Origin of the sequence: Patulibacter medicamentivorans (assembly GCF_000240225.1) — a bacterium.
GTDB lineage: Bacteria > Actinomycetota > Thermoleophilia > Solirubrobacterales > Solirubrobacteraceae > Patulibacter > Patulibacter medicamentivorans.
The window spans coordinates 1-633 of the sequence record NZ_AGUD01000352.1 but is presented as its reverse complement, the minus strand read 5'-3'; the positions used below and the strand labels follow the sequence as shown (position 1 = coordinate 633).

Genomic DNA, 633 nt, shown 5'->3' with positions numbered 1-633 from the left:
TTCTTCTTCGACCTGCAGGCGGTCAACGGCTCGCGTGGCCGGGCCAAGGACCGCGAGACGTGGAAGGCGACCAAGGCGGTTGTCCTGGGTGCGGGGATGATGGGTGCGGCGATCGCGTACGTGTGTGCCAAGGCCGGTATCGACGTGGTGCTCAAGGACGTCTCGCAGGAGGCGGCCGATCGCGGCAAGGGCTACTCGCAGAAGCTGGTGGAGAAGGGCGTCTCGCGCGGCAAGGTCACGCAGGAGAAGGGCGACGCGCTGCTGGCCCGGATCCACCCGACCGACCAGGCGTCCGACGCGCAGGACGCCGATCTGGTGATCGAGGCGGTGTTCGAGGATCCGAAGGTCAAGGCGCAGGTGTTCGCCGAGATCGAGCCGTTCCTCAAGCCGGACGCGGTGCTGGGCTCCAACACGTCGACGCTGCCGATCACCGGCCTCGCGGAGGGCGTCAGCCGGCCGGAGGACTTCATCGGCCTGCACTTCTTCAGCCCGGTCGACAAGATGCCGCTGCTGGAGATCATCAAGGGCGAGAAGACCTCCGACGACGTGCTGTCGAAGTCGCTCGACTTCGCCAAGCAGATCGGGAAGACCCCGATCGTCGTCAACGACTCGCGCGGCTTCTTCACCAGCCGC

At 66.7% G+C, this 633-nt stretch carries 1 protein-coding gene; it reads left to right on the top strand.

Going from position 1 to position 633, the window contains the following annotated elements:
• A partial coding sequence (locus PAI11_RS23675) for a 3-hydroxyacyl-CoA dehydrogenase family protein (RefSeq protein ID WP_040601560.1) occupies positions 1–633 on the top strand: 633 nt, incomplete at both ends.